This window comes from Allobosea sp. LC85 (assembly GCF_000735605.1).
Taxonomy (GTDB): Bacteria; Pseudomonadota; Alphaproteobacteria; order Rhizobiales; family Beijerinckiaceae; genus Allobosea.
Genome location: NZ_JPKG01000013.1, coordinates 1 through 21841, shown reverse-complemented (window position 1 = coordinate 21841; position 21841 = coordinate 1). Strand labels below are relative to the sequence as shown.

Genomic DNA, 21841 nt, shown 5'->3' with positions numbered 1-21841 from the left:
GGCGTTGTTCGCCCGTGCCGCCCCTCCCCCTCATGACCTCACGCGCCGCCGCACTTGCCGGTCTTCAAGTTGAAATTGCCGCACTTCTTTTCGACCCAGTCGCCGACCAGGTCCTTGGAGCCATCGAGTTCCTTCGACCATGCGTCGCCGGGCACGAGGCCGGTCTTCGACACGACGTCGAACTGGCCATCGGCCTTGATCTCGCCGATCAGGACCGGCTTGGTGACGTGGTGGTTGGGAAGCATCTTCGAGACTCCGCCGGTCAGGTTCGGCACCTCGATCCCGGGCAATGCATCGATGACCTTGTCCGGATCGGTCGACTTGGCCTTCTCGACCGCCTTCACCCACATGGCGAAGCCGATGACATGCGCCTCCATCGGATCGTTGGTGACTGCCTTGTCGTTCTTCTTGAAGCCCTTCCACTGCTTGATGAAGGCTTCGTTTTCCGGGGTCTTCACCGACTGGAAATAGTTCCAGGCCGCGAGATGGCCGACCAGCGGCTTGGTGTCGATGCCTGCAAGCTCTTCCTCGCCGACCGAAAAGGCTACGACCGGAATGTCGGTCGCCTTGATGCCCTGGTTGCCGAGCTCCTTGTAGAACGGCACATTGGCGTCGCCGTTGATGGTCGAGACCACTGCGGTTTTCTTGCCGGCCGAACCGAATTTCTTGATGTCCGAGACGATCGTCTGCCAATCGGCATGGCCGAAGGGCGTGTAGTTGATCATGATGTCCTCGGCCTTGACGCCCTTGGACTTCAGATAGGCTTCGAGGATCTTGTTGGTCGTGCGCGGGTAGACGTAGTCGGTGCCGGCGAGCACCCAGCGCTCGACCTTCTCTTCCTTGGCAAGGTAATCGACCGCGGGGATCGCCTGCTGGTTCGGCGCCGCGCCGGTGTAGAACACATTGCGCTCGCTTTCCTCGCCCTCGTACTGCACGGGGTAGAACAAGATCGAGTTCAGTTCCTTGAAGACCGGCAGGACCGATTTGCGCGACACCGAGGTCCAGCAGCCGAAGACGGCGGCGACCTTGTCCTTGTTGATCAGCTCACGCGCCTTCTCGGCGAAGAGCGGCCAGTTCGAGGCAGGATCGACCACGACGGCCTCGAGCTTCTTGCCGAGCACGCCGCCCTTCTTGTTCTGTTCCTCGATGAGCATGAGCATGACGTCCTTCAACGTCGTCTCGGAGATTGCCATCGTGCCCGAGAGCGAGTGCAGGATGCCGACCTTGATGGTCTCCTGCGCGGCGACCGGCAGGAGCGCCCCCAGGAATGTTGCGCCCGCCAGTGCGGCGCCCAATACGACGCGACGAGTAGTATTCACTGCCTGATCTCCCGAACACTTTTGTTGGCGCGCTCCCCTCGAGCGCTGACTGGCCTTGCCGGCCTGTGCGGGAAGGTTCGCAAGCGACGTGCCAACCGAAGGAGGAGCAGGCAGAGCACGCAAATCCGTGCCGTCCTGCCGAAATTGGAGACAATTTCTCTCGATCATACCGCGCCGCACGCAACGATGCTGCGGAAGCGAAGAAATTGCCTATTATATGGACAGATACCGTGCCTGCCCTTTTTGCAGCCTGCCCGCCTCGTCAGTCGAGCTCGGAAACGCAGCGGTTTCCACGAAGGGGACAGCGTAAAATTTAGCATTTACGAAGTAAGGAGAATCGCCTTAGCCTCCTTCTTGTCGGTAACAACTGAAAGGAGGTGATCCAGTGTCTCATTGTCATCAACCGCTGGTGCAAGGCGGGCGGACCTGGACTCATTCCCTGTGGGAGTCTTGTTCCGCGTGAGTTTTCGCACCTTCAGGTCCGGTTCGCCGGACCGCGGTTCGACAATGGAAGGGCTGCCCGAAAGGGCGGCCCTTCTCGTTTCCGGAGGCGGCCCTGCAGTCCCGGTTCTGGCGCAGCAGCGCCGGACGTGGCACAGAGGCCGCGTGTTTTTTCATTCTCATCCCCATCAGACGAGTTTAGCCCGTGTCATCGCTCGCGCCTGAACCGAGCCGCGAGGCGATTCTCGATTTCATCGAGAGCGAGCGCCTTGCCGGCCGCGAAGTCGGCCGCCGTGAGATCGCCAAGGCCTTTGGCCTCTCGGCCGGAGGCAAGATCTGGTTGAAGCGCATGCTCAAGGAGCTCGCCGAGGACGGCGAGCTCGGCGGCGACGGCAAGGACCGGCCCGTCCACCAGCGCGGTGCCCTTCCTCCGGTGCTGCTCTGCGAAATCAAGGCCCGCGATCGTGACGGCGACCTCGTTGCCGCCCCGCTCGAATGGAACGAGGCCGACGAGGGCGCGCCTCCCAAGATCCTGGTGGAACGCCCGCGCGAGATCCGCTCGCGCAAGCTCGCCTCCGCCGCTGCCGGGGTCGGCGATCAGGTGCTGCTCAAGCTCACCCGCCTCCGTGGCATGGACGGCTTCGCCTATTCCGGCCGCGTGCTCAAGATCATGGGCAAGGGCAAGGCGCAGGTGCTCGGCATCTTCCGCGCCCTGCCCGACGGCTCGGGTCGGCTCATCCCCGTCGACAAGAAGGCCCAGGGCCGCGAGGCACTGATCCCCAAGGGTCAGACCGGCGACGCCCAGGATGGAGACCTGATCTCGGTTTCGCTTCGGCGCGAAGGCCGCTTCGGCCCGCCGGAAGCGCGGGTGCGCGAACGTCTGGGCTCGCTGAAATCCGAGCGCGCCGTCAGTTTGATCGCAATCCATACCCACGGCATTCCCAACGAGTTCTCCCCTGCGACATTGGCGGAGGCAGAAGCCGCACCGCATGCCAGTGCTGCCGGCCGCGAGGATTGGCGCGCGCTGCCCCTGATCACCATCGACCCCGCCGACGCCAAGGACCATGACGACGCAGTCCATGCTGCGCCCGACACCGACCCGGCCAATGAAGGCGGTTACGTCGTCACGGTCGCCATTGCCGATGTCGCGTCCTACGTCCGCCCGGGCTCCGCGCTCGACCGCGAGGCGCTGGAGCGCGGCAACTCGGTCTATTTCCCCGACCGCGTCGTGCCGATGCTGCCCGAGCGCATCTCGAACGATCTCTGCTCGCTGCGCGGCGGCGAGGACAGGCCGGCGCTCGCCGTCCGCCTCGTCCTGAAGGCTGACGGCTCGAAGAAGGGTCATAGCTTCCACCGCATCCTGATGCGCTCGGCGGCGAAGCTGTCGTACCAACAGGTTCAGGCGGCCATCGACGGCAAGCCGGACGACTTGACCGGACCGATCCGCGAGAGTGTCCTGATGCCGCTCTGGGCGGCCTATGGCGTCGCCTGCCGCGCCCGGGACCAACGCCAGCCGCTCGACCTCGATCTGCCCGAGCGCAAGCTGATCCTGAAGCCCGACGGCTCCGTAGACCGCGTCATCGCGCCCGAGCGGCTGGCCGCGCACCGGCTGATCGAGGAGTTCATGATCCTCGCCAATGTCGCTGCCGCCGAGACATTGGAGAAGGCTGGCAGCCTGCTGATCTATCGCTGCCATGACGAGCCATCGCTCGAGAAGATGCGGGCGCTCGGCGAAGTGCTGGCCTCGGTCGGCATCAAGCTGCCGAAGGATGGCTCACTGCGCCCCGTGCTGTTCAACCGCATCCTCGCCATGATCAAGGGCTCGGAGAACGAGCTCTTCCTGAACGAGGTGATCCTGCGGACCCAGGCGCAAGCCGAATATGTCGCCGAGAACTACGGGCATTTCGGGCTCAACCTGCGCCGCTACGCCCATTTCACCTCGCCGATCCGGCGCTATGCCGACCTCATCGTGCATCGCGGCCTGATCTCCGCGTTGAAACTCGGCAACGACGGACTGCCAAAAGCGACCACGCTCGCCGAACTGCGCGAGACCGCGACCCGGATCTCCGCCGCCGAGCGCCGCGCCATGGCAGCCGAGCGCGAGACCACCGACAGGTTGATCGCCCATTTTCTCGCCGACCAGATCGGCTCGAGCTTCGACGGGCGCATCGGTGGCGTGAACCGGGCCGGCCTGTTCGTGAAACTCGACGGCACCGGAGCGGACGGCTTCATCCCGGCCTCGACGCTGGGCGGCGACTATTATCGCTATGACGAAGGGGCGCACGCCCTGACCGGCGAGCGCACGGGCGAGAGCTGGCGCCTCGGTGATCGCGTCCATGTCCGCCTGGTCGAGGCCGCCCCTGTCGCCGGCGCCCTGCGTTTCGAACTGCTCTCCGAGGGCCGGCGTGTGACATCGGGCCGCTCTGGCAAAAGCGGCCCAAGGCCACCATTGTCCGGCCGCGCCAAGGGCAAGGCCCCCTTCGGCAAGGCGAAGCCGGGCAAGAGGCGGTGATGTCGGTTCAGGTTCACGTTTCCATCGACCAGCCGGTCGAGCGCGACTGGCGTTTGGCGGTCCGCCACGGCCTGATGTGCCGTTGTCCTCATTGCGGCGAAGGCCGGCTGTTCCGCGGCTTCCTGAAATCAGTCGACCGCTGCGAGGCCTGCGGCGAGGCCCTGCACCACCAGCGTGCCGACGATCTGCCGCCCTATATCGTCATCACCATTGTCGGCCATGTCATCGTCGGCGGCCTGGTCCTGGTCGAGAAATATGCGGAATGGCCGATGTGGCTGCATATGGCGGTCTGGCTGCCGCTGACGCTGTTCCTGTCGCTGGCACTGATGCAGCCGGTTAAGGGCGGGGTCATCGGCCTGCAATGGGCCATGCGCATGCATGGCTTCGACAACGCGCCTCCCCTGCCCGAGCGTCAGCCCGGCCCATCCATGGCATCGCAGCAATGAACGACAACGCCGTCATCCTGACCCAGGCCGAGCGCACCCGGACCACGGTCAACATCCGCCCGCATGACGCAGCGACGATGCTCATCCTGGATCGCAGCGGTGCAGAACCCCGTGTGCTGATGGGCAAGCGCCATCCCGGACACAAGTTCATGCCCGGCAAATTCGTCTTCCCGGGCGGACGCGTCGATGCCGGCGACCGGCGCATGGCCGCAACCGGCGCGATTCCGCAGATCTGCGAAGACCGACTGGCGAAGCGCACCGTGCGCCCGAGCCCGAACAAGGCCCGTGCGCTTGCCATGGCCGCCATCCGCGAAACCTTTGAGGAGACGGGGCTGCTCTTCGGCTCGGCCGAGTTCGGAGTGCCCGAGAATCCCCCGGAAGGCACCTGGACCGAATTCGCGAGCCATGGCGTCTATCCCGATCTCAGCGCGGTGACCTTTGTTGCGCGCGCTGTCACGCCACCGCGCCGCCCGAAGCGTTTCGACACGCGTTTCTTCGTCGTCGACTACGACGCGCTCGGCGGCAGCATCGAGGGCGTCACTGGCCCTGATTCCGAGTTAATCGAGCTGGTCTGGGTCAATTTCGAGGAAGCGAGGCAGCTCGACCTGCCGACGATCACTCAGGTCATCATCAAGGAAGTCGAGGCCAGGATTGCGGCCGGCTTCGGCCCGCACCTCCCCGTGCCCTATTTCTGGGAGAAGAACCTGCATTTCGTGCGCGAGGAACTCTGACAGATTGCCCCCTATGGCAATCTGTTCGTTCCGTCGGGGCATTCTTTCTTGACTTCGCCATCGGGTTGCGGCATCTCCCCGGGAACGGTTTGCCGGGTCCCCCCGGCCATTTTCTTTTATGAGGGCCAGACCGCGGCCCGCCAGGCTCGAGGACGGAACCCATGGCCAAGGCCGTGACCATCAAGATCAAGCTGCTGTCGACGGCGGATACCGGCTTCTTCTACGTAACGAAGAAGAACTCCCGCACGATGACCGAGAAGATGTCGAAGAAGAAGTACGACCCGGTCGCGCGCAAGCACGTCGAGTTCAAGGAAACCAAGATCAAGTGATCCTGGTCGCCTTTTCGGCATAATCAAAGTTCAAGGAACCGCCCGTGACCCGGGCGGTTCTTTTTTTGACCAGCGATTCGGTCGCGCTCAGAACACCTGTCTGGGCACGAACAGGCAGAACGGCTTCTGCGACGGAGCGATCACGCTACCGGTCAGGGTTCCGCCCCGCCGGCAAATATGAAAGCGGCCATCCAGGGACGCACGTGTCGCCCCTTCAGGAATGAAATGGCCGTCATAGGTCAGGTAGCCGCCGGGCACGATCCGGGGATCCGGCTCACGCGCATCGACATCCTGGCCCATGGGCCAGCAGTCTTGGTCGCTGCAACAATCGTATGGATACCAGCTATGTGCATGGACAAGCCCTCCGCCCGGCAGAAACGCCGCGAGGCAGAGCGCCAATGCGAGAATACGCATGGGTCGCTCCCCGTTTGAGGATCTCAGGCCAGCCTCTTCTGCCCCGGGTCCCACCGGAGTCGAATCTTCAACAGAATATCACGAACTGACGCGGACGGGGATGCCTATGCTGCATTGCAGCATAAACATATTCCAGCGAGCCTCACCGGGAGGAATTGCAGCTCGGCTCGCCCCTGCGCCCGCCGCCACCGCCCCGGGGCTTGCCGAAAGGCTTGGCCCCCCCCATTTTCGGCACCGGTCTATCTCCAGTCTCGAACGGGGTCTTGTGTGAGCAGCGGTGACAAGAAGGCGGCGCGTCCCGCCAGGCCGCACGGTGCCGTGCGTGAATTCCTGAAGCTGATCGTCGAACTCGATTCTTCTCGCTTCGCGTCAAGCCGGATCAAGGCTGGCTTGTTGCTGCTCGCCCTGCTCGCGGCCTTCGGCCTGTTCGGCTACGCAGTGGCTGCCGGGCTGTCGCGCTATCTCTGAGCGTGCCACCTGGGGGAGTGGTGACCGGCCGGCTGCGGTTCTGATGAGGCCAGATGTCCCGCGGCCGACCGGCCAGCCCATCGGAGTCCCAGGAGATGCGGCGGACCTGAGTTCCCGAGGGGCATTTCGGGCAGCCCAGGGCGGGCTGCTTTGAAATGACCCTACGCACCGGCCTTTCGATTGCAATTGAATCAGATCGATTCACCAACGTTCATCGATAGTTAACCCTACCTGGAAAGGTTTACAGGGTTGGTTTACGCGGCGCTGGCGACGATCACGCGGTTCCGGCCGCTTTCCTTGGCCCGGTAAAGCGCATCATCCGCCCGTTTCATCATCTCGGCCGGTGAGAGGTCGCCGGCGCGCCGGCTGGCGACGCCGATTGAAACGGTGACGCCGATCGTCCGTGCGTTGCGCTGGATGGCGAAAGGCTCGGCCTCGACCTTTTCCCGGATTCGCTCGGCCACGGCGAAGGCCGCATCCAGTGTCGTATCTGGCAGCACGACGACCACCTCCTCGCCACCCAGGCGGGCGACAAGATCGATGCCGCGCGTGCAGGCGCGCACTCGATCCGCGAACTCGCGCAGCACCTCGTCGCCGGCGTCATGCCCCCAGCTGTCGTTGACGACCTTGAAGCGGTCGACATCGAGCACGAGCATGGCAAGCGAACGGGCTCGCAGGGCCGATTCGTCGAAGAGGGTGCTGAGGCGGCTGTCGAGATATCGCCGATTATGCAGGCCGGTGAGCTGATCCATCACCGCCATTTCCATGGAGGACTGGACACTGTCGCGCAGACGCTCGGTGAAGCGCTTGCGGCGGATCTGCGTGCGCACCCGCGCCAAGAGCTCATTGCGATCGACCGGGCGCATCAGGAAATCATGCGCACCGATCTCCAGCCCACGCAGGATGCGGGCGCGGTCTTCGGCCTCGCCGAGCAGCAGCACCGAAACGTTACGGGTCCGCTCCAGCGAGCGCAGCTGGCTGCACAGCCTGAGGCCGTCATGGTTCTGCAGGTCAAGACTGACGAGGATGGCTTCGAAATCCCCCTCGGCCGCCTTGGCAAGTGCCAGGTTCGGGTCGGCTTCGACCTCGACGCTGTGAAAGGTCGAAAGCGCGGTGGAGAGCCGCTCGGAAGCGGCTGGCCGATCCTCGATCAGCAGGACGCGGCCGTTCAGTCCAGTCTCGGACGCTGCGGCAGCCAGCGGATCGGCGATGCCGAGGCGGCGCGATGCGATCGCCCGGTGACGCAGTTCGTCGGTGACCGACTTCAGCCGCACCAGGCTGCGCACCCGGGCGAAAAGGGCGGCATCGTCGATCGGCTTGGTCAGGAAGTCATCGGCTCCGGCATCGAGCCCCTTCAGCCGGTCGCTCGGCTGATCGAGCGCGGTCACCATCACGACGGGGATATGGGCGGTGGTCGGGCTGTTCTTGAGCCGCCGGCAGACCTCGAAGCCGTTCAAGCCCGGCATCATGACGTCGAGCAGCACGATATCAGCCTCGCCGCGCTCGCAGATCGCCAGAGCATCGAGTCCGTTGAGTGCCGTCGTCACGTCAAAATATTCGGCCGAGAGCTTGGCCTCGAGCAGCTTCACATTGGTGAGAATGTCATCGACGACCAAGACACGCGCAGACATGGAGCCGCCCCCGCCGCTCAGGCCGCGCCGGCATAGGCGCGTACCGTTTCCAGGAATTTCGCAACTGAAATCGGCTTCGAGAGATAGGCCTCGCAGCCGCCCTCCCGAATCCGCTCCTCATCCCCCTTCATCGCGAAGGCGGTCACCGCGATCACGGGAATGGACTTGAGTGTGTCGTCCTCCTTGATCCACTTCGTGACCTCGAGTCCCGAGACTTCGGGAAGCTGGATATCCATCAGGATCAGATCGGGGTGATGCGCGCGCGCCAGCTCGATGGCCTCGATGCCATCGGCCGTCTTCAGCGTCGCATAGCCGTGCGCCTCGAGAAGATCGTTGAAGAGCTTCATGTTGAGCTCGTTGTCCTCGACGATCAGGACCGTCTTCGTCATGCCGTTCCCCTGTTTCGCCTCGGAAGGCGTCGGTCTATTCCGGGCTTTCCAAGCCGACGGCTCCGTTCGATGATCATCCTAGCACGCCAGCCGTTGACGAAACGCAAACCCGATCCTGGACCCGACAATCGACCATGCTGCGCCCGATCGCTTCCCCCGACGCCGAAACCCTTGCCTTGCGCGCACTGGGCTTCCTTGCCGCCGATTCCACACGAATCGAGCCATTTCTGGCCGCAACGGGGCTTGGACCGGAGACCCTGCGGGCAGCGGCCAGCGAACCCGGCTTTCTCGTAGCGGTGCTCGACCACCTTCTCGGCAACGAATCGCTGCTGCTCGAATTTGTCGGAAACTTAAGCCTGAATCCGGAAATCATTGGCCAGGCGCGGGAAATCCTCGCTGGCCCCTATCATGGTGACGATGCTTGACCGAAGAGCGTGCCCCGCTGCGCCAAGCGCACGCGTTCTGCCGCGATTGCCTCGCTGACAATGACGGCGCGGCGGGAGCCTCACGCCGCTGTCGCGCCTGTGGCTCGCCGCGCCTCATCAGCCACCCCGAGCGGGATAGCTTGAGCCTCGCCCATATCGACTGCGACGCCTTCTATGCCGCTGTCGAGAAACGGGACGATCCTTCCCTGCTCGACAAGCCGGTGATCATCGGCGGCCGTAAGCGCGGCGTCGTCTCCACAGCCTGTTATATTGCCCGCACATACGGCGTACGGTCCGCCATGCCGATGTTCCAGGCCTTGAAGGCCTGCCCCGACGCCGTCGTGGTGAAGCCCAACATGGCGAAATATGTCGCGGTCGGGCGTGAGGTCAGGCAGCTGATGCGGGAACTGACACCGCTGGTCGAGCCGCTATCGATCGATGAGGCCTTCCTCGATCTCTCGGGCACCGAGCGGCTACATCACGCCAGCCCGGCCATCACGCTTGCGCGCTTCGCCAAGCGGATCGAAAACGAGATCGGCATCACCATTTCCGTCGGCCTGTCCTATGCCAAATTCCTGGCCAAGGTCGCCTCCGACCTCGACAAGCCGCGCGGCTTCTCGATCATCGGCCGTGGCGAGGCCGTCGCCTTTCTCGCCGACAAGCCCGTCAGCCTGATCCCGGGCATCGGCAAGGCGAGCGCAGCCAAGCTGGCCGAATCCGGCTTTCGCCTGATCGGCGATTTGCGGGAGGCGCCGGTCGAGGCGCTGTTCCGGCTCGCCGGCAAGGACGGGCCGCGGCTGAAGAACCTCGCCAATGGCATCGACGCTCGCAAGGTGACGCCGGATCACGAGACCAAGAGCGTCTCCAGCGAAACCACGCTCGACGCCGATCTCTCCCGGTTCGACGAACTTGAGCCGATACTCTGGCGCCTGTGCGAGAAAACCTCGAAGCGCCTCAAGGCCCAGGAACTGGCCGGGCGAACGATCACCCTGAAGCTCAAGACGGCCGAGTTTCATTCGATCACGCGTGCGAGCCGCCTGCCCGAGCCGACGCAGCTCGCCGGGCGCCTCTTCGCGGCGGGGCGCGAACTGCTGAAACGCGAATGCACCGGACAGCGCTACCGGCTGATCGGCATCGGCGCGAGCGATCTCACCGGCCCCGAGGAGGCCGACCATGGCGACCTCGCCGATGTCGCCACACCGCGGCTGAAAGCCATGGAGGGCGCGCTCGATAAGCTCCGCGCCCGCTTCGGCGACGACGCGATCGGAAAGGGCCTGAGCCTGCGCAGTCCGGACCGGCCGCGCTCGTCGTCCAACTCTACTTCGCGCAATCCTGATGAGGCAGAAGATCCAGACGCGTGAGCGTACCGCGCAGCGCGAAACTGCCATAGTCCATCCGGACTGCGCCGGTGACACCGTTCTCATAAAGGTCGAAGGAGATCGAATAGGCCGGCGTGACCTCGCCGGAACCGACCTTGTAATAGGATACGGTGACCGGCCAACGTGCCAGTTTCTCGAATTCCGGGCGCTTCAGCGGCGCCTCGCTTGGCGGCGTCTCGATGCGCTTGCCGATGACCGAAAGGGTGTCATAGACCTCCTTGCCGCTATTGGCACCGTCATAGAGCCGCACGCCAAAGGTGTTCTGGCCCGCGCGCGCCGCCGCGATCAGCGCTTTCATCTGCGCGTTGGGAAACAACGCGTCGCCGGCTTCACGATGCGTCTCCGCCTTGGGGGCGGTCAGCTTGACCTCATAGCCATCGGCTCCCGATTTCTTCGCAGTGCCGTCGACGATCTCGGCCGGCGCGCCGCTCGCGGAACTCTCGGTCTTGAAGCGGTAGCTCTGGCCGTCGCCAGCCTCGAAGCTCGTGGTCCGGGCATCGATCGTGCGTGGCCCGCCCTCGCTGGTGAGCTGCGTCACCTGGCGGAAGGAGAGCGCATACCCCTCGCAGGCATCGCCGGTGAAGTCGAAGGCGATGCGCCCGCGCGCCGCCTCGATGTTCTTGGCGGGTTTCCCATCGTCGAGCACGAGATCGTAGACAGCGCGGTGCGGCACGAGGACGACGCGATCCCCTGGCTTGGCCTGCGCCAGAGCGGTCGTTGGCAAAGCCATCAGCAGGAGCGCCGCAGCGCCTGCTGAGCCGAGGAGACCGAAACCGATTCTGTTCATTTGCCCGCCGCCTTGCTGCACCTGATCGATGAGTCTAGTGCAATGCGGCAATGGCGCAAACAAGGCGCGCATCTCGACGCGATACGCCCGCGGCACAACCCCGCTTGGCAGGTCCCGCGCTTGCGGCTTATCCGGCCATCGGCCATGTAGGAAGCCTGCGTCGTGGCAATTCCGGGCCAATGCCCAGGCGGGCCACCGCGCTGATGATCCGTCTCGACCGAGCGCCAGGAGCCCGACCCCATGAGCGAAATCGAAGCCAACCTCGCTGCGCTGGGCATCACCCTGCCCGCTCCCGCCGCGCCCGTCGCGAATTACGTACCCTATGTCATCACCGGCAACCTGCTGGTGATCTCCGGGCAGATCTGCTTCGGCCTCGATGGCAAGCTCTCCGACAAGCACAAGGGCAAGCTCGGTGCCGAGATTTTCAATGAAGCCGGGCTCGACGCCGCGCGCCTCTGTGCGATTAACGTGTTGGCACAAGCCAAAGCCGCGCTTGGCGGCGATCTCGAGCGCATCAGGCGCTGCGTCCGGCTTGGCGGCTTCATCAATGCGACCCCGCATTTCTCCGCCCTTCCCGCGATCATGAACGGCGCATCCGACCTGATGGTCCAGGTTCTCGGCGATCGCGGCCGCCATGCCCGCTCGACGGTCGGCGTCGCCGAACTGCCGGCGGATGCCGCCGTCGAGGTCGAGGCGATGTTCGAGATCGCCTGATGAGCGCGCGCGCTTCCCTCGACTGGCTGGTCGCGCGGCCAATCGCGCATCGCGGGCTGCACGATCTTGCCGCCGGCCTGATCGAGAACAGCATCTCGGCTGCCGAGGCCGCCATCGCCGGCACGTTCGGTATCGAATGCGACATCCAGCTCAGCGCCGACGGCGAAGCCATGGTGTTTCACGATTTCGTGCTCGACCGGCTGACGGCTGAGACCGGCAATGTAAATGCCAGGACGGCGAATGCCCTGGCCGCGATTTCGCTCAAGGGCAGCAGTGACAGGATTCCGACCCTCGGCGCCTTTCTTGACCGCGTCGCCGGCCGCGTGCCGCTGGTGATCGAGGTCAAGAGCCGCTTCGACGGAGATCTCGCGCTGACGCGACGCGCGACCGAGATCGTCGCCAAGCGGCCCGGCCAGCCGGTCGTCTTCAAGTCCTTCGATCCGACGATCGTCACCGCCCTGCGCGAACTCGCCCCGGCGATCCCGCGCGGCATCGTCGCCATGAACGAGTATGCCTACCCCGATTACGACCGTCTCGACGCGCGCCAGAAACACGCACTCGCGAACCTGCTGCATTTCGAGGAAAGCCGGCCCGATTTCCTGTCCTGGAAGGTTGCGGATCTGCCAAGTGCCGCCCCGTTCCTCTGCAACAAGGCGCTCGGCCTGCCGCTGATGAGCTGGACGGTGCGCACGCCGGAGGATCGCGAAACAGCCCGCATCCACGCCGACCAGATGGTCTTCGAAGGGTTCCGCCCTTGAGTGCAGGCCGCGACCGTAACGACCTGCGGGTCCGGGTCGCGACCTCGTTGAAATCCGTGCCGGCGGAAGCCTGGGACGCCTGCGCCAACCCGCATGCGGCAAGTGTGCTTTCGCCGGCACAACGTGAATCTAGCTGGGAATCAGCCGATTCACTTTCTCAACAAGACACAGATAACCCTTTCATCTCACATGCTTATCTGAGAGCTCTGGAAGAAAGTGGCTGCATTGGCGGCCGTTCCGGCTGGTCTCCCGCCTATCTGTTCGTCGAAGACAGCGACGACCGGCTTCTCGCAGCGGCGCCGAGTTTCGTGAAGGGCCATAGCCAGGGGGAGTATGTCTTCGATCATGCCTGGGCCGACGCCTATGAGCGAGCCGGCGGGCATTATTATCCCAAGCTCCAGGTCGCGGCGCCCTTTACACCGGCAACCGGGCCCCGTCTGCTCGCGGCGGACGGGCCGCGCGCCGACGAAGCGCGCGCCGGCTTGATTGCCGGGCTGGAGGCACTGCGCGATCAGACACGCTCCTCCTCGATCCACGTCACCTTCGCGCAAGAGCCGGATCTCGGCGCACTGATTGAAGCCGGCTATCTCGAGCGCCATGATCTCCAGTTCCACTGGGTCAATGAAGGCTTCGCGACCTATGACGATTTCCTCGCGACGCTCGCCTCGCGCAAGCGCAAGGCGCTGAAACGCGAGCGACGCGAGGCGCTTTCGGCCGACATCACAGTGGAGGTTCTCAGCGGCCCCGACCTGACCGAGGCGGTCTGGGATGACTTCTTCGCCTTCTATCAGGATACCGGCTCGCGCAAATGGGGCCGGCCCTATCTGAACCGGCGCTTCTTTTCGCTGGTCGGGCGAGCCCTGGGCGAGCGCATCGTGCTGGTCATGGCCCGCCGCGCTGGGCGCTATATCGCGGGCGCCATCAACTTCCGCGGGGCAAACACGCTCTACGGCCGCAACTGGGGCTGCATCGAGGACCACCCCTTCCTGCATTTTGAGCTCTGCTACCATCAGGCGATCGACTACGCGATTGCACATGGGCTCGCCCGCGTCGAAGCCGGTGCACAGGGCGAGCACAAGATCGCGCGCGGGTATCGCCCTGTCATCACCCGCTCGGCCCATCACCTTGCCGATCCTAGTCTGCGCCGTGCGGTTTCGGCCTATCTCGCGACCGAACGCGAGCATATCGCAGCCGCCCAGGAAGCGCTCGTGGCGGAGAGCCCGTTCCGCAGGGGTGGTCTCACCGATGAAGCGTGACTGCGACGACGCGCATCTGGTGGCATCGCCCGCTCCTTCGCTTCGAGGTGCGCGAGCTCTGGCTGCTTGGCGCCCGCAACGATCTCGCGCTGGATGCCGAGATCGCCGAGACGCTGTCTCTTGACGCTGGGCGGCGGCTCACCGCACCCTGACGGTAACCCTCCCGAGCAACGGACCGGCCAACGATGAGCGCCTATGATTCCGCCAATGTCTTCGCCAAGATCCTGCGTGGCGAACTGCCCAGCCACAAGGTCTATGAGGATGACGAGACCGTCGCCATCATGGACATCATGCCCCGTGCCGACGGGCATGTTCTGGTCATCCCCAAGACTGCCTGCCGCAATGTCTTCGATGCCCCGCCGGACGCGCTCAAGGCGGTGGCGCTAACGACCCAGAAGCTGGCCCATGCCGTGAAGAGCGCCTGCTCGGCCGACGGCATCACCATCCAGCAGTTCAACGAGCCGGCGGGCGGCCAGGTCGTGTTCCACCTGCATGTCCATGTCATGCCACGCTGGGACGGCGTTGCGCTTCGCCCGCATACGGGCGCGATGGAAAAGAACGAGGTGCTTGCCGCGAACGCCGAAAAAATCCGGGCCGCGCTGAAAAATATCTGAGGGCATGTCACAGGCGTCGGGCCTGCCTCGTCTTGCTTCCGTCAGACACAGATGGAGAAGATCATGTCCCAACGCCTCAATGTCTTCCAGGTTGCTCCGGCCGCACTCAATGCCGTTCTGGGAATGCAGAACTATGTCGAAGAGTGCGGGCTGGAGCACAGCCTGCTCGAACTGGTGAAGATGCGCGCCTCGCAGATCAACAGCTGTGCCTATTGCCTGCACATGCACTCGGCCGACGCGCGCAAGGCCGGCGAGACCGAAGCGCGGCTCTATCTGCTGAGCGCCTGGCACGAGTCGGAACTCTACACTCCGCGCGAGCGCGCGGCCCTGCGCTGGACCGAGGTGTTGACGCGCCTGTCCGAAGCCAGCCCGAGCGACGAGGCCTTCGCCGAATTGCGCGAACATTTCAGCGAAGCCGAAGCGGTCAATCTGTCGGTCGCGATTGGTGCGATCAACACGTGGAACCGCATCAATGCCGGCTTCCGGTCCCGGCACCCACAGGACCGCCAGCGGCCGGCGGCGGCCTGAAGCCCTTGCGCCGGAAACCGGCGCAGCCCACGCGAGAGTCCATAGTCGCGGGCTCTCGCTCAGCAGCAAGGCAGCGTTGATGACCCTGCAGACCGCGTTCGAACAGCATCGGCGCTTCCTGACCCGGCTTGCCTATCGGATGCTAGGCTCTGTCAGCGATGCCGAAGACATCGTCCAGGACGCCTGGTTGCGCTGGCATGAGGTCGGTCGCGACGAAATCTCGAACCCTCGCGCCTATCTGGCGCAAGTGGTGACGCGGCTCTGCCTCGACCAGATGAAATCGGCCCGCAGCCGCCGCGAATTCTATGTCGGGACCTGGCTGCCGGAACCACTCGTCGAGAAACTGGGCAGCACCGAGGTCGTCGACGACGAGCTCGATGCCCCCATCGCCCTGATGCTGGCGCTCGAACGCCTCTCTCCACTGGAACGGGCGGCCTTCCTTCTGCACGACATCTTCGACATGGACTTCACCGAGATCGCAGCGATGCTTGAGCGCAGCGAAGCCGCCTGCCGTCAGCTCGCGAAGCGTGCACGCGACCATGTCCGGCTCGACACGCCACCACGCAACAAGGTTTCCCGGGAGGAGGCCGCGCGCTTCGCCGAAGCCTTCTTCAAGGCGTCTCATCAATCCGACCCGACGATGCTGCAGCGCCTGCTCGCCCAGGATGTCGTCCTGCACAGCGACGGCGGGGGCAAGATCCAGGCCGTGTTCAAGCTGATTTTCGGTGCGGACAAGGTCGCTCGCTTCTTCGCGCGCCTCTCCCAGGCACTGGCCCGGCGCAGCGTCTCGACGACCAGCTATGAGCCTGTCCTGATCAATGGCCTGCCCGGCTATGTCAGCCTGGAGAATGGCGAAACCTTGCAGGCAACCGCACTCGATATCCGCGATGGACTGATCCACGCGATCTACGTCGTCCGCAACCCCGACAAGCTGCGCCATCTCCAGCAGCCTGCGGCCTGAGAGAACGCGTCAGGCCGCCTGGCTGAGCATCCAGCCTCCGCCGATCAGCACCGCCTCGCCAACGAGGACAGCGAGGAAGACGCGCCGCCGGTCGAACAGGACAATCGCCAGCGCCGCCGCCAACGCTCCGACGCGCAAGGCCAGCGGCAAGGCCGCGAGCGCTCCGGGCGGCGCGATGATCAGCTTGGCGACGACCCCGGCGAGCAGCGCCGTCGCCACCGCCCTCACCCATTCCAGTGCAGGCGAATCGGCGTTGATGCGCCGTGCAAAGGCGACTGCGAGCCAGCGCCAGATCTCGGTCGGCAGGAAGGCGAAGAGCAGCAGCGCGAGATAGGGCCAGAAGGGGCCGTCGAGCAGCGGGATCGGCTGTGTCATGCGCGCCGCCCCCCGATGCGCTGCACGGCAAAGGCGATGCTGCCGCCGATCAGGCCAGAGACGATCAAATCGAAGCCACTGCCCATCAGTCGGTCGAAGACCGGTGCCAGTACAAGGCCGAGCCCCATCGCGATGACGTCCCCGCGGTGACGGATACCGGCAGCGATGGAGGCAAGGAAGAAGATCGGCGTCAGGCAGAGCAGGCCGGCGGCAAGCGGAAGCGGCAGTGCCCCAACGAGATAATAGCCTGCATAGGTGCCGGTTGCGCTCACCAGCATGCAGGCATTGGCGAAGCCGAGGAAATAGGCCACGCGCTGGTTCGGCGCGATCCCCGGCAGACGACGCAAGCCCTCGGTCCAGGCGGTAACGGCAACGTAATGCGCAAGCAGCAGTTGCAGCGCGACGCCCTGCCCCGGCCGGCGCAGCAGCGGCAGGATCGCCACCGTCATCGGCAGGAATCGCAGCGAGGCAAAGCCGATCGCAAGCGCAATCGCGCTCCACGCAGCCCCCGCCGCGATCGAGGCGAAGAAGATCACCTGCGACGGCCCGGCCCAGACCAGCATGGTCGAGAGCACGGCGACATCGACGGGGTAACCGACATCGCGCGCCAGCGAGCCAACGCCGACCAGCCCGAAACCGACAACCCAGGCCGGCAGCGACAGCGCATCGCGTATGCCGGCCAGCGCGGTGCGCTGCCAGCTCCAGTCGGCCGATACGCTCATGAAAGATTCTGCACGCCTGACGGGTCGGTAACTTGGAAAATCGACCCGGCCTCAGATGGCCGGGCGGGACCCGTTCTAGACGCTCACGCGCGCGAAGCCGATATCCGGCATCGCGCGGTCACCCTTGCACCGCCTGCAAAGGCAAAAAATTGGCCGTCAGGTACCGCCCTTCATCACGATGCCGATCAGCTCGTTGCCGAAATCGATGATTTCCTTCGGCACGCCACCAACCGACTTCACACCGAGATAGATCAGATAGCCGAAGGCCGGCACGAGGATCCAGCCGAGGATTTCCTCGAACAGCACACGCCGCCGGCGGCGGCGCGCACGCTTCTCGAACCAGCCAAGTTTTTCCTTGGCCGGCTGTACCGGGGCTTCGCCGCTGGTCTGAAGCGCGGCAGCTTGGGTCTTGCGTCGGAAGAACACGGTCTCAGGCCTTCGTCAGCGGGACCTTGGGCACGGTACGAATGGCGCGCTGCGCCTTGGGCGGCTCGGCCGGGCCACCGCCCTTGCCGTCTCCCCCGCCCTTCGGCGCCCGGCGTGTGCCGGGCGCGGCTGGCTTCGCTGCGCCCTTTGCCTTTGCGCGCGGCGAGCGCTTCTCGGCCGCCGCGGCCACGTCCTTCTCCGGTTTGGGCTTGACCGGCCCGTCGGGGAATTCGAGCCCCAGCACCTTGATGCCGGTCTCGGACTGCACGACGACGACCTTGACCGCCCCACCGCCCTTCAGCCGCCCGAACAGGACCTCGTCGGCAAGCGGGGTCTTGATAGTCTGCTGAATCAGGCGGGCCATCGGCCTCGCCCCCATCGCCTCGTCATAGCCGTTCTCGACCAGCCACTCGCGCGCTTCGTCCGTGAGCTCGATGGTGACGTTGCGGTCGGCGAGTTGAGCTTCGAGCTGGAGCACGAACTTGTCGACGACACGCGCCACCACCGTCTTCGGCAGATGGCTGAAGGAAATCACCGAGTCCAGCCGGTTGCGGAACTCCGGCGCGAACAGGCGGTTCACGGCCTCGGTGTCGTCACCCTCGCGCTTGGTCCGCGTGAAACCATAGGCCGCGCGCGCCATGTCGGCCGCGCCGGCATTGGTCGTCATGATCAGGATGACGTTCCTGAAATCGACCTGCTTGCCGTTATTGTCGGTCAGCTTGCCGTGGTCCATCACCTGCAGCAGGATGTTGAACAGGTCGGGATGAGCCTTCTCGATCTCGTCGAGCAGCAGCACCGAATGCGGATGCTGGTCGACCTGATCGGTCAGGAGCCCGCCCTGGTCGAAGCCGACATAGCCGGGAGGTGCGCCGATCAGCCGTGAGACGGTGTGGCGCTCCATATATTCCGACATGTCGAAGCGAATCAGCTCGACGCCGAGCGACGCAGCGAGTTGGCGCGCCACTTCGGTCTTGCCGACGCCGGTCGGGCCGGCGAAGAGATAGCAGCCAATCGGCTTCTCGCCGTCACGCAGGCCTGCCCGCGCCAGTTTGATCGAGGACGACAGCGCCTCGATCGCCTTCTCCTGTCCGTAGACCGTGCGCTTCAGCGTGTTCTCGAGATTGCGCAGAACCTCGGCGTCGTCCTTGGAGACGGTCTTGGCCGGGATGCGCGCCATGACCGCGACCGCAGCCTCGATCTCCTTCACGCCGATCGTCTTCTTGCGTTTGCTCTCGGTCAGCAGCATCTGCGAGGCGCCGGTCTCGTCGATCACGTCGATCGCCTTGTCCGGCAGCTTGCGGTCATGGATGTAGCGCGCCGACAGTTCCACTGCCGCCTTGATGGCGTCATTGGTGTAACGGAGCTTGTGGAACTCCTCGAAATAGGGCTTCAGCCCCTTCAGGATCTCGATCGTGTCCGGCACCGACGGCTCGTTGACGTCGATCTTCTGGAAGCGACGCACCAGCGCCCGGTCCTTCTCGAAATACTGACGGTATTCCTTGTAGGTCGTCGAGCCTATGCAGCGCAGCGTCCCGGAAGCCAGCGCGGGCTTCAGCAGGTTGGAGGCATCCATAGCCCCGCCCGAGGTCGCGCCAGCGCCGATCACCGTATGGATCTCGTCAATGAACATGATCGCCTTGGGGTGGGCCTCGATCTCCTTGATCACCTGCTTGAGGCGTTCTTCGAAATCACCGCGATAGCGCGTGCCGGCCAGCAGCGTGCCCATGTCGAGCGAGAACACCGTCGCGTCCTCGAGAACCTCCGGCACCTCGCCGCGGATGATTTTCAGCGCGAGCCCTTCGGCGATCGCGGTCTTGCCGACGCCGGGGTCGCCGACCAGCAGCGGGTTGTTCTTCTGCCGGCGACAAAGGATCTGAACGGTGCGCTGCACTTCGGCCTCACGGCCGATCAGCGGGTCGATGCGCCCGTCGCGCGCCTTGCGATTGAGATTGACGCAATAGGCATCGAGCGCGCTTTCCTTCTTCTTCTTGTCCTTGTCGGCATCGTTGCCCTGATCGGCCCGCGACTCGCGCTGCTGCTCGGGCTCCTCCTCGCTGCCGCGCACCGGCCGGCTCTCGCTCGCGCCGGGGCGCTTGGCGATGCCATGGCTGATGTAATTGACCGCGTCGTAGCGGGTCATGTCCTGCTCCTGCAGGAAATAGGCGGCGTGGCTCTCGCGTTCGGCGAACATCGCGACCAGCACGTTGGCACCGGTCACCTCTTCGCGACCGGAGGACTGGACATGGATGACCGCGCGCTGGATCACGCGCTGGAAGCCGGCTGTCGGCTTGGAATCGTCGCGGCCATCGGTGACGAGATTGCTCAGTTCGGCATCGATATAGTCGACGAGATTGCGCCTGAGCATGTCGAGATCGACGCTGCAGGCCCGCATGACGGCGGCAGCGTCCTGATCGTCGACCAGGGCGAGCAGCAGATGCTCCAGCGTGGCGTATTCGTGATGACGCTCATTGGCGAGCGCCAGAGCCCGGTGAAGCGCCTGTTCGAGACTGCGCGAGAAACTCGGCACTGATGCGCTCCTATTCCGCTTTCAGGAGGGTGATCGAATCCAAGACTACTTCTTCTCCATCACGCATTGCAGAGGATGCATGTGCTTGCGCGCCAGGTCCATCACCAAGGTGACCTTCGTCTCGGCAACCTCGTAGGTGAAGATCCCGCATTCGCCGACGCCGTTCTGATGCACATGCATCATGATCTGGGTCGCCTCGGCGCGGTCCTTGTTGAAGAACCGCTCGAGCACATGCACCACGAACTCCATCGGGGTGTAGTCGTCGTTGAGCAGGAGCACGCGATAGAGATTGGGCTTGCGTGTCCTGGTCCGCGTGAGCACAGCGGTGCCGGCTCCTTCGCGGCCGCCGCCATCGACGGGAGAACTGGGGCGCTTCGGCCGATCGGCCATTGAAAGCGGCGCGCGCAGGTCTTCACCGACGCGCCGAGGCTCCGCTTCCGTTCCGCTTCCCATGGCTGCCGCTGTCTTCAAAGCTATCGTCCTGACGCTTCACCGCAGATAATGCGCCGTAAGAGAATTTACAGGCCTCTCCTCCCCTTCGCCAGTCCGTTCCACGCAGGTGGGGCACAAGCATGGCGAGCGCGAACGAATTTGTGGATGACACGAGCAATCGCTGCGCCACCGCGTGTCGTTGCTCGGGAACAAGCAACCGGCGTGCCGGGATCGGTGGCGAGAAGAGTCTCGGCCCAAATGGGCCGTCGCAATGTGGCCTGCCTGGCCCCCCATCCGGATATATGCCCGGAACCAGGGGCGGCTTCCCGCCTCCTGGCCAATTGCGGCTCGCCGCCGTTCGACTTCGACGCAAAGCGCAATATGTCCGCCCAAACCGGGCGCTTCTGACGATTGCTGGCGTTCCATATCGAAGCCTGGCGCGCGCTTGCCCGGTCCCGTTTTCCGACCGGCTCTCGACCAGCTAGCCTGAAGCGCTCTTCTCCGCCAGCCCGATGCAGGCTCTCCCCTCGCCGTCATGGAAGAGCGAACGCTTTTGAGTTCGAACACCTCCCGTACCTTCCGCAGGTTGGGGTGTTACTGCTGAACCACGGTGAGATGCGAGGCGCGAAACAGCATGAGCAGGACGTCGCCACGACTTGAAGCAGAGTTGAGATGGCGAATTGTTGGACACTCGGAACTCCTCCCACACGGAGAGGGCTCAGCGCCCTCGTCGAAGTGACGGACGGCAATCGCACGCAGCGTGCGCGCTTCCGAGATGGTGGCGCCGCGACGCGCGAAGCAGATGCCGCCTGGCTGGCGGATGATGGCGCGCCACTCGGCTGGCAGCCCACACACTGGCGCCATGCGGCGCCGCGGCCGCCGCGGAAAGTGTTCGAGTTGGATTAGCGGCGCGGCCACGCCGAATGCTCCTGCCTGATGCCGATGCGCCCGTCATGAGAAACCAGCCTGGAACTCCCGGGCCTCCGCCGCCCGGACTGTGCCCCGAATGCAACATTCCGTAGGGTTAATCGGTAATGAACGGCGGTTCGTGGCTTGCCCCACCCCAGCGGCTATGGTGCGGGCTCGGCCGGGGGCAATGCGTGTCGTCAACAGCAGGACTGGATGAGGTGTCGCGAGGCGTCGCGCTGCAGCGGCCTCGTATTGCGCGGTCATGGCCTGCGATGCTCGCCCTTCTCACCTTCGCTCTGGCTGCGCCGGCTCTGGCCGACGGAGGGGCTGGCGGAGGAGGGGGCGGCG

Annotated in this window: 24 protein-coding genes; 14 read left to right on the top strand and 10 right to left on the bottom strand. The window is 64.6% G+C overall.

The window, feature by feature from the left end; translation table 11 throughout:
* Positions 1-38: 38 nt before the first annotated feature.
* A complete protein-coding gene (gene urtA, locus FG93_RS05970) occupies positions 39-1295 on the bottom strand; it encodes an urea ABC transporter substrate-binding protein (RefSeq protein WP_244448514.1) in 1257 nt (418 codons plus the stop codon).
* A 706-nt stretch (positions 1296-2001) separates the two neighbouring features.
* On the opposite strand from urtA, the gene rnr reads away from it, so the two are divergent.
* From rnr to rpmG, 4 genes are all read left to right on the top strand, one after another.
* Positions 2002-4272, top strand: coding sequence for a ribonuclease R (gene rnr, locus FG93_RS05965; protein WP_244448513.1), 2271 nt, complete (start codon positions 2002-2004; stop codon positions 4270-4272).
* Entirely contained in the window at positions 4272-4718 is a 447-nt protein-coding gene (locus FG93_RS05960; RefSeq protein WP_052513419.1) for a DUF983 domain-containing protein, read from the top strand. The genes rnr and FG93_RS05960 overlap by 1 nt, the downstream gene beginning before the upstream one ends.
* Positions 4715-5449 carry an NUDIX hydrolase gene (locus FG93_RS05955; protein ID WP_043232953.1) on the top strand — a complete coding sequence of 245 codons (735 nt, stop codon included), beginning with the start codon at positions 4715-4717 and terminating at the stop codon, positions 5447-5449. The genes FG93_RS05960 and FG93_RS05955 overlap by 4 nt, the downstream gene beginning before the upstream one ends.
* Positions 5450-5610: 161 nt before the next feature.
* Positions 5611-5778 (top strand): 50S ribosomal protein L33, encoded by a 168-nt coding sequence (gene rpmG, locus FG93_RS05950; protein WP_038367996.1) that lies wholly within the window; start codon positions 5611-5613, stop codon positions 5776-5778.
* A gap of 87 nt (positions 5779-5865) precedes the next feature.
* Here rpmG and FG93_RS33510 read toward each other — a convergent pair whose 3' ends face one another.
* Positions 5866-6078 carry a hypothetical protein gene (locus FG93_RS33510; protein ID WP_043232950.1) on the bottom strand — a complete coding sequence of 71 codons (213 nt, stop codon included), beginning with the start codon at positions 6076-6078 and terminating at the stop codon, positions 5866-5868.
* A 381-nt stretch (positions 6079-6459) separates the two neighbouring features.
* Here FG93_RS33510 and FG93_RS05940 point away from each other — a divergent pair, with 381 nt between their 5' ends.
* Positions 6460-6660 (top strand): hypothetical protein, encoded by a 201-nt coding sequence (locus FG93_RS05940; protein WP_043232947.1) that lies wholly within the window; start codon positions 6460-6462, stop codon positions 6658-6660.
* A 254-nt stretch (positions 6661-6914) separates the two neighbouring features.
* Here the strand turns inward: FG93_RS05940 and FG93_RS05935 are convergent, their stop codons facing one another.
* Together FG93_RS05935 and FG93_RS05930 are read right to left on the bottom strand one after the other, a co-directional pair.
* The gene (locus FG93_RS05935) at positions 6915-8291 is read right to left on the bottom strand and encodes a PleD family two-component system response regulator (protein WP_043232945.1); all 1377 of its coding nucleotides are present in this window, start codon (positions 8289-8291) and stop codon (positions 6915-6917) included.
* Between the two features lie 17 nt (positions 8292-8308).
* Positions 8309-8680, bottom strand: coding sequence for a response regulator (locus FG93_RS05930; RefSeq protein WP_043232944.1), 372 nt, complete (start codon positions 8678-8680; stop codon positions 8309-8311).
* Positions 8681-8814: 134 nt separating this feature from the next.
* Between FG93_RS05930 and FG93_RS05925 the strand changes: the two genes are divergently transcribed.
* Entirely contained in the window at positions 8815-9105 is a 291-nt protein-coding gene (locus FG93_RS05925) for a DUF3572 domain-containing protein (protein ID WP_043232942.1), read from the top strand.
* Positions 9102-10466: a DNA polymerase IV gene (locus tag FG93_RS05920; RefSeq protein WP_052513418.1), complete on the top strand. Its 1365-nt coding sequence runs from the start codon at positions 9102-9104 to the stop codon at positions 10464-10466. The genes FG93_RS05925 and FG93_RS05920 overlap by 4 nt, the downstream gene beginning before the upstream one ends.
* On the opposite strand, the gene FG93_RS05915 is transcribed toward FG93_RS05920, so the two are convergent.
* On the bottom strand, positions 10423-11271 hold the full coding sequence (locus tag FG93_RS05915) for a cell envelope integrity EipB family protein (protein WP_043232941.1): 849 nt from the start codon (positions 11269-11271) through the stop codon (positions 10423-10425). The two genes, FG93_RS05920 and FG93_RS05915, sit on opposite strands and share 44 nt — an antisense overlap.
* 240 nt (positions 11272-11511) lie before the next feature.
* Here FG93_RS05915 and FG93_RS05910 point away from each other — a divergent pair, with 240 nt between their 5' ends.
* From FG93_RS05910 to FG93_RS05885, 7 genes are all read left to right on the top strand, one after another.
* The gene (locus FG93_RS05910; RefSeq protein ID WP_043232939.1) at positions 11512-11985 is read left to right on the top strand and encodes a RidA family protein; all 474 of its coding nucleotides are present in this window, start codon (positions 11512-11514) and stop codon (positions 11983-11985) included.
* The gene (locus FG93_RS05905; protein ID WP_043232937.1) at positions 11985-12743 is read left to right on the top strand and encodes a glycerophosphodiester phosphodiesterase family protein; all 759 of its coding nucleotides are present in this window, start codon (positions 11985-11987) and stop codon (positions 12741-12743) included. Before FG93_RS05910 ends, FG93_RS05905 begins: the two co-directional genes overlap by 1 nt.
* 56 nt (positions 12744-12799) lie before the next feature.
* Positions 12800-13999, top strand: coding sequence for a GNAT family N-acetyltransferase (locus FG93_RS05900; RefSeq protein WP_348270468.1), 1200 nt, complete (start codon positions 12800-12802; stop codon positions 13997-13999).
* Entirely contained in the window at positions 13996-14151 is a 156-nt protein-coding gene (locus FG93_RS33135; protein WP_162531535.1) for a hypothetical protein, read from the top strand. Before FG93_RS05900 ends, FG93_RS33135 begins: the two co-directional genes overlap by 4 nt.
* 33 nt (positions 14152-14184) lie before the next feature.
* The gene (locus tag FG93_RS05895) at positions 14185-14613 is read left to right on the top strand and encodes an HIT family protein (RefSeq protein WP_043232936.1); all 429 of its coding nucleotides are present in this window, start codon (positions 14185-14187) and stop codon (positions 14611-14613) included.
* A gap of 63 nt (positions 14614-14676) precedes the next feature.
* On the top strand, positions 14677-15141 hold the full coding sequence (locus FG93_RS05890) for a carboxymuconolactone decarboxylase family protein (protein ID WP_043233036.1): 465 nt from the start codon (positions 14677-14679) through the stop codon (positions 15139-15141).
* A gap of 79 nt (positions 15142-15220) precedes the next feature.
* A complete protein-coding gene (locus tag FG93_RS05885; RefSeq protein WP_043232935.1) occupies positions 15221-16102 on the top strand; it encodes a sigma-70 family RNA polymerase sigma factor in 882 nt (293 codons plus the stop codon).
* Between the two features lie 9 nt (positions 16103-16111).
* On the opposite strand, the gene FG93_RS05880 is transcribed toward FG93_RS05885, so the two are convergent.
* From FG93_RS05880 to clpS, 5 genes are all read right to left on the bottom strand, one after another.
* Complete coding sequence (locus tag FG93_RS05880) at positions 16112-16477, bottom strand: AzlD domain-containing protein (RefSeq protein ID WP_052513417.1); 366 nt, start codon at positions 16475-16477, stop codon at positions 16112-16114.
* Entirely contained in the window at positions 16474-17199 is a 726-nt protein-coding gene (locus FG93_RS05875; RefSeq protein ID WP_052513416.1) for an AzlC family ABC transporter permease, read from the bottom strand. The genes FG93_RS05880 and FG93_RS05875 overlap by 4 nt, the downstream gene beginning before the upstream one ends.
* Before the next feature lie 156 nt (positions 17200-17355).
* Positions 17356-17625, bottom strand: coding sequence for a hypothetical protein (locus tag FG93_RS05870; RefSeq protein WP_043232934.1), 270 nt, complete (start codon positions 17623-17625; stop codon positions 17356-17358).
* Between the two features lie 4 nt (positions 17626-17629).
* The gene (gene clpA, locus FG93_RS05865; RefSeq protein WP_043232931.1) at positions 17630-20152 is read right to left on the bottom strand and encodes an ATP-dependent Clp protease ATP-binding subunit ClpA; all 2523 of its coding nucleotides are present in this window, start codon (positions 20150-20152) and stop codon (positions 17630-17632) included.
* A 45-nt stretch (positions 20153-20197) separates the two neighbouring features.
* Positions 20198-20542, bottom strand: coding sequence for an ATP-dependent Clp protease adapter ClpS (gene clpS, locus FG93_RS05860; RefSeq protein ID WP_043233033.1), 345 nt, complete (start codon positions 20540-20542; stop codon positions 20198-20200).
* Positions 20543-21841 lie beyond the last annotated feature (1299 nt).